Annotated in this window: 7 protein-coding genes; all 7 read left to right on the forward strand. The window is 59.8% G+C overall.

Going from position 1 to position 7,204, the window contains the following annotated elements:
- Positions 1 to 3: 3 nt before the first annotated feature.
- Positions 4 to 558: a ribosome recycling factor gene (gene frr, locus AC0AP0_RS06890; RefSeq protein WP_490429862.1), complete on the forward strand. Its 555-nt coding sequence runs from the start codon at positions 4 to 6 to the stop codon at positions 556 to 558.
- Between the two features lie 24 nt (positions 559 to 582).
- Positions 583 to 1,572 (forward strand): phosphatidate cytidylyltransferase, encoded by a 990-nt coding sequence (locus AC0AP0_RS06895; protein ID WP_490429856.1) that lies wholly within the window; start codon positions 583 to 585, stop codon positions 1,570 to 1,572.
- Positions 1,573 to 1,642: 70 nt separating this feature from the next.
- A complete protein-coding gene (gene rlmN / locus AC0AP0_RS06900; protein ID WP_490429857.1) occupies positions 1,643 to 2,830 on the forward strand; it encodes a dual-specificity RNA methyltransferase RlmN in 1,188 nt (395 codons plus the stop codon).
- 114 nt (positions 2,831 to 2,944) lie between these two features.
- Positions 2,945 to 3,721, forward strand: coding sequence for an imidazole glycerol phosphate synthase subunit HisF (hisF, locus tag AC0AP0_RS06905; protein ID WP_144176995.1), 777 nt, complete (start codon positions 2,945 to 2,947; stop codon positions 3,719 to 3,721).
- A 163-nt stretch (positions 3,722 to 3,884) separates the two neighbouring features.
- On the forward strand, positions 3,885 to 4,319 hold the full coding sequence (gene hisI / locus AC0AP0_RS06910; RefSeq protein ID WP_490429858.1) for a phosphoribosyl-AMP cyclohydrolase: 435 nt from the start codon (positions 3,885 to 3,887) through the stop codon (positions 4,317 to 4,319).
- 43 nt (positions 4,320 to 4,362) lie between these two features.
- Entirely contained in the window at positions 4,363 to 6,468 is a 2,106-nt protein-coding gene (trpB, locus tag AC0AP0_RS06915; protein ID WP_490429860.1) for a tryptophan synthase subunit beta, read from the forward strand.
- On the forward strand, positions 6,468 to 7,204 hold a 737-nt coding region (gene trpA / locus AC0AP0_RS06920; RefSeq protein ID WP_490429861.1), incomplete at its 3' end, for a tryptophan synthase subunit alpha. The genes trpB and trpA, both read left to right, overlap by 1 nt.

Here is a 7,204-nt window from a genome sequence, read left to right on the forward strand (position 1 = left end):
ATCATGACCACAGTGGTGGACCAGGCCGGAAGGCAGATGGACAAGAGCATCGAGGCGACCAAGGAGAACTTCTCGGGAATTAGGACCGGGCGTGCCAACCCCTCCTTCCTCAACGACATCATGGTGGAGTACTACGGCACTCCGACGCCCATCAAGTCGCTGGCATCCATTGGCGTCCCGGAACCCCGCACCCTGGCCGTTACCCCCTTCGACCCCTCTCAGGCAGGCGCAGTCGAGAAGGCCATCCGCGACTCGGACCTGGGCGTCAACCCCAGCCGTGACGGCAACGTCATCAGGGTCACCATGCCCGAGCTGACCGAGGAGCATCGCCGGGACTATGTCAAGCTGGCCAAGAACAAGGCCGAGGAGGGCAAGGTGGCTGTCCGCAACATTCGACGCAAGGTCAAGGAAGAGCTGGAGGGCAAGGTCAAGGATGGCGATCTGGGCGAGGATGAGGGCAACCGGCTGCAGAAGGAGCTGGAGACCGTCACCAAGCAGAAGAACGACATGATCGACCAGCTCCTGGATGCGAAGGAGAAGGAAATCCTCGAGGTCTGATTCGCCTGGGAGGATCCACTGTTCATGAGTACCAAGGAAAGCTCCGCCGAGAAGACAGGTCAGGATGCCGTCGAAACCCTGAACAAGCGGACCGGGCGCAACATGCCGCAGGCGGTGGCCACTGGAGCGCTTCTGGTCGTCATCATCCTGGCCTGCATCCTTGTGCGAATCGACGCATTCATCTATCTGATTGTGATTTTCATGACCCTGGGTCTCTGGGAGCTCAGGGTGGACTTTGCCACAGCAGGTCTGCATATACCGGTGATAGAGCTCTGGATCTGCTCGGCGGCCACTATGCTGGCCTCGTTCTACGCGTCGGACCACGTGGTGGTCATGACCGCTGGTGTTCTGGTCACTGCCTTGATCGGGGCTCTTGCGGCCACTCGCAATCATCGCCTGGGTGGCCGTCTGCTCAAGGCGGTGAATGCCAAGCTGTCGGGCAAGGATGCACAGACTATGGCCGATGCCTCCTACGGTGCTGCAAAAGGGGAGAGCCAGTTAAGCAGACTTGCCAATGTGGGCGTCACTCTTTTGACTGTTGTCTACATCACCCTCCTGGCCTGTCTGATAACCTTGCCCACTACCTTCGGCGGGCATCCTGCCGCGCACGCCTTCATGGTAATTTTCCTGCCTGCCCTAAGCGACATCGGTGGACTTCTCTTCGGCTCGCTTTTCGGCAAGCATAAGATTGCGCCCCGCATCTCTCCCGGCAAGTCCTTGGAGGGTCTCGCAGGCTCCATGCTCTGCTGTCTGGTCGGCGCTCTGGTCATCTTTGCGGCCACCTATCCTATGGCGGATTGGGGGCGGATCTGGTGGGTCGCCCTGCTCATGGGCATCATGGTCGGAGCCACTGGCACTTTGGGCGACTTGAGTGCATCTTTGATCAAACGAGACCTGGGGATCAAGGACATGGGCCACCTGCTCAAGGGCCACGGCGGAGTGCTGGACAGGGTGGATTCCATCCTCATGTCCGCACCATTCATCACACTGGTCCTTTTGATCACTGGTCTGTGATCGGAATTGACTGTACGTGTTTTTCATAGTTTTGGCGGGTTGAGTAGCTGATACAGGATGAGGTAGAGGTATGACAGATGTCGACATGACCGGTGCCGAGCCTGAAACCGGCATCACCCCCGGAGGCAAAGACGGTGCCTTCAGGGACGTTCTGGCGGCCGACCATGCACGTCGAGGTAAGCCGCCGCGCCACTTTACGGACATGGACCAGCAGGAGCGTCAGGAGGTCTGCGCTCAACTGGACCTGCCGAAATTCCGTGTCTCTCAGCTGGCCAACCATTACTTCAGTCATCTGTCCATCAATCCGGGTGACTTCACGGATTTCCCTGCGGCCAGTCGTCAAGAGGCCGCTCGCCGTTTTTTCCCTGAATTGATCACCCCAGTCACCGTCCAGAAAGCGGATCAAGGGACGACCATCAAGACTCTCTGGGAGCTTTTCGACGGGTCCAGAATCGAGTCCGTGCTCATGCGATATCCCTCCAGGGCCACCCTCTGTATCTCCAGCCAGGTCGGTTGCGGCATGGGCTGCCCCTTCTGCGCCACCGGTCAGCTTGGGTTGACTCGGAACATGTCGACTGGCGAGATTCTGGAACAGGTCAGGGCCGCCTCTCACATGATGGGGTCCGGACAGGTTGCCGGGGGCCCGGGACGTCTGAGTAATATCGTCTTCATGGGGATGGGCGAGCCCATGGGCAACTACCGGGCTGTCCTGTCCGCAGTCAGGCAGATCAGTGCCCTGCCGCCCAAGGGATTCGGCATCTCGGCCAGGAACATCACTGTGTCCACGGTGGGCGTGGTTCCCGGCATCCGCAAGCTGACCAAAGAGGGAATTCCGGTCCGTCTAGCCGTCTCCCTCCATGCCCCCAGCGACAAGTTGCGCGACGAGCTGGTGCCCATGAACAGGCGCTTCAACACGACCCAGGTTCTGGATGCAGCTCACGACTACTACCTGGCCAGCGGCAGACGGGTCAGCATCGAGTATGCCCTAATGCGAGGCATCAACGACCAGGCCGAGCATGCCCGTCTTCTGGCCAAGCGCCTCAACCACTATGGGGACGACTGGGCGCACGTCAATCCCATACCTCTCAATCCGATTGAGGGGTCTCGTTGGACGGCCTCCAAGCCTGAGGATGAGCAGCGCTTCTTGGATATCCTTCACAAGGCCGGTATCACTGCAACCATGAGGGACACCCGCGGATCGGACATTGACGGCGCCTGCGGACAGCTGGCAGCCAAGGCCGTCAATCTTCAGGCCTGATTTAGCGTTTTGCAATCTTGTCATGCCATAGTGTGGACATGCGGTAGTCATCAGACACTGCAGAAGCTAAAGTTTTGATTCAAACAATTTGGTTCAGGCAGGAAGGCAGGTCGCATGACGGTAGCGGTTCGTGTCATTCCCTGCCTTGATGTCGACCAGGGCCGTGTGGTCAAAGGCGTCCACTTTAAGAATCTGCGCGATGCGGGTGATCCGGTCGAACTGGCTTCCACCTACTACCAGCAGGGAGCCGACGAGCTGACCTTTCTGGATGTGACTGCTTCGGGCAGCGGGCGAGCCACCATGGTGGACCTGGTCAAAAGCACTGCCGACCAGATTTTCATTCCGCTGACTGTCGGCGGAGGCGTGCGCACCCCGCAGGATGTCGACACTCTCCTGCGGTCCGGGGCTGACAAGGTCGGCATCAATACAGCAGCTATCGCCAACCCGCAGGTCATCGGCGACATCGCCCAGCGGTTTGGTCGCCAGGTTCTGGTGCTCTCGGTCGATGCCCGCCGATCTAATGCACAGGGTATTACCTCGGGATATGAAGTGACCACTATGGGCGGCCACCAGTCCACTGGCATCGATGCCGTTGACTGGGTTAAGCAGGCTCAAGAACTCGGAGCCGGCGAGGTTCTTCTCAATTCCATGGATGCGGACGGCACCCGTCAAGGTTTCGATCTGGAAATGATCGCCGACGTGCGCAAGGCGGTATCTCTTCCGCTCATCGCCAGCGGCGGGGCAGGCAAGGCTGCCGATTTTCCTCCTGCGGTCAGGGCTGGGGCTGATGCGGTCCTGGCGGCTTCCGTCTTCCATTTTGGCCAGGTGTCCATCAAGGACGTCAAGCAGGCGCTCCATGCGGCCGGGTATCCGGTTCGATGGCAGGCCTGAACCAATCCCGCAGAAAAATTTTGGCACCACATGGTGCATGGCTTTTGCAGGCCTTGTTGGCAGCCATCGGGAAACCATATCCATACCATGAACAATCAACCGCCAAGGTTATGTCGGACAAACTAGCCGAATTAATTAGCTGAATCAAGGAGAATGAGAATCAATGTCACAGTCTTCGAAGGACGAGGAAGAACGTTTGGACCCGAGCATAGCGGCCAGGCTCAAGAAGGACGCCAAGGGACTTGTGGCCGCAGTGGTCCAGCAGTATGACAGTCGCCAGGTGCTCATGGTCGGTTACATGGACGAGGAGGCCCTTAGACGGACCCTGACAACAGGAAGAGTCACATTCTGGTCCCGCTCTAGGCAGGAATACTGGCGGAAAGGGGACACCTCCGGGCATGTCCAGTATGTCAAGGGAGTCAGCATTGACTGCGACGGGGACGCGCTTCTTGTAGAGGTGGACCAGGTAGGGGCGGCCTGCCATACCGGGACCAGGTCGTGCTTCGAAGCTGGCGGACCGCTTCCGGTAGTGCAAGGCAATCGCACTCAGGCGGAAATGCAGAGTCAGGAAGGGCCATCCAGTGCAGAAAGACGCTAAGGTTGTTGCAGGGAACACTCAGAAAACTGGAGGGAAGGGCTCTATGACCGTCTTGGATGAACTGGTGGCCGGCGCCGTGGAGGATGCTAGGGGCCGGGTACAGAAGATTCCCTTGGAAAGCCTCAAGCAACAGGTCAGGAGCATGAAGCGCAAACCTCTGGATGCCGCCCGACTGCTCAGGGAGAGCGTCGGCATTCCGATTATCGCAGAGATTAAGCGCGCCTCGCCCTCCAAGGGGTATCTTGCCGACATCAAAAATCCTGCTGCCCTGGCCCGACAGTATGCCAACGGAGGCGCCTCGGCCATATCTGTCCTGACTGAGGGCAGACGCTTCCTGGGGTCCTTGGAAGATTTGCGACAGGTCAGGCAGGCAGTGGGCATTCCCGTGCTCAACAAGAACTTCATCGTCTCCGACTACCAGGTCTGGGAGTCCAGAGCCAATGGGGCCGATATGATCCTGCTGATTGTGGCGGCCTTGGATGACACCCGCCTCAAGCACCTACTCGACTTGGCCGGGAGTCTGGGCATGACTGCCCTGGTCGAGACGCATGATCGTCAGGAAATCGAGCGTGCCATTGCGGCCGGTGCCAAGGTGATTGGCATCAACGCCCGCAACCTGAAGGACTTGAGCGTTGACGTTGACCAGTATGCCCGTCTAGCTTCCAATCTGCCCAAGGATGTGGTCAAGGTGGCTGAGTCCGGAGTGTTCGGGACGGTCGAGCTGGAGCGGTACGCCCGGGCCGGGGCCGATGCAGTCCTGATAGGAGAAGGTCTGGTCACCTCCCAGGACCAGGAGGGGACGGTTCGCTTGCTGGTTCAGGCTGGTCATCGATTCAAGGCTGCCGAGGCCAGGCCCCTCTCTACCCATGACGGTCCCTATTTCGGCCCCTATGGCGGTCGTTATGTACCTGAGGCCCTGGTTGGCGCCCTTGATGAACTGGAGCGTGTCTACAAGGAGGCCAAGGCCGATCCGGCCTTCCGTGAGGAGCTGAACAGGCTCAACCGGGTCTATGTGGGGCGTCCCTCAGCCCTGACACCTGCGCCTCGGTTCGCCAAGCTGATCAGCGATCGGGTCGGCGGCCAGGTCAGGGTCTTTCTGAAACGGGAGGATTTGAACCATACGGGCGCCCACAAGATCAACAACGCCCTGGGTCAAGGGCTCCTGGTCAAGCGCATGGGCAAGACCCGCGTTATCGCCGAGACCGGCGCTGGGCAGCACGGCGTGGCCACGGCTACAGTCTGCGCCCTCCTGGGCTTCAAGTGCCGAATCTACATGGGGCAGGTCGACGCCCGCAGACAGGCCCTGAACGTGGCCAGGATGCGAATGCTGGGAGCCGAAGTCGTCGAGGTGACCACCGGGACCAAGATTCTCAAGGATGCCATCAACGAGGCCCTGCGCGATTGGGTGACCAATGTGGAGTCCACCCACTACCTGCTGGGCACGGTAGCAGGCCCCCATCCCTTCCCGACCATCGTCAGGGACTTTCAGAAGATCATCGGCGAAGAAGCCTCCGCCCAGCTGTCTGCGTACGGCATCGACCATCCTGATGGAGTTGTGGCCTGCGTCGGCGGAGGCTCCAACGCCATCGGCATCATGAACACTTTCCTGGATGATCCCCGAGTCTCCCTATACGCTTACGAGGCTGGTGGAAACGGGCCCAAGTCAGGCGAGCACGCCATCCGCCTGTCGCCAGGGACAGGCCAGATCGGCGTCTTCCAGGGGACCAAGTCCTATCTTTTGGAGGATGACCAAGGCCAAACCATGGACACCTACTCGATTTCCGCCGGCCTGGATTACGCTTCGGTGGGACCTGAGCATGCCTGGCTGCACGACATGGGCCGGGTTAAGTATGACTACGCAACCGACAAGGAGGCCATGCAGGCTTTCAGCGACCTCTGCCGGACCGAAGGCATCATCCCCGCTCTGGAGTCTTCGCACGCCTTGGCCGGAGCCAGCAAGGCAGCCACCGACCTTTTGCGCAAAGGAATCAGGAATCCTGTCATCCTGATCAACATCTCGGGCCGAGGCGACAAGGATGTGGCCACTGCGGGCAGATGGTTCGGCTATCTGTCCGAGCAGGAGGCCAGTGCGCTGGAAGCCCAGGCCGGGCACGGCAAGAGTGATCAAGCGGAAGAGGAGGCCCGATGATGGTCAACCAGATATGGCAATGGCAAAAAGCCCCCGCTCAGCCCAAAGGGTTCAGCCGCGCGACCAGCCCGGTGGCATCCACTTTGCAGGCCCTCCGGCAGCAGGGCAGGCCTGCCTTTATCGGCTACTTCCCCTACGGATTTCCTGACGTGCCAACATCCTTGGAGGCCATGCGGGTCATGGTGAAAAGCGGGGTCGACATCGTTGAGATCGGACTGCCCTATAGCGACCCGGTCATGGATGGCCCAGTAATCCAGGCAGCCAGCAAGTGCGCCATCGATAATGGCGTTAAGGTCGAGGGTGTCTTCGATGCGGTTCGCCAGGTCCAGGCGGACGGTGCAAGGGCTCTGGTCATGAGCTATTGGAATCTGATTCTGCATCATGGCGTAGCGGACTTTGCCCAGCGCATGGCCGAGGCTGGCGGGTCCGGGCTTGTCACCCCGGATCTGATTGTCGACGAATCCGGGGAATGGATAGAGCAGTCTGACCGCTATGGGCTTGACCGGGTCTATCTGGTCTCGCCCGACTCCACTGATGCACGTCTGCAGATCACCTCTCGAGCCGCCAGAGGATTCGTCTATGCGACCTCACGAATGGGAGTGACCGGCGAACGAACCAGCATGTCCAATTCGGCCCAGAACCTGGTGGCAAGAGTCAGACATGCGGGCGCTCCTTATGTGTGCGTGGGCATCGGGGTTTCGACCGCCCAGCAGGCCTCTCAGGTTGGCGCCTATGC

The sequence above is a fragment of the Bifidobacterium sp. POST2/T3 (B1) genome (genome assembly GCF_058197115.1).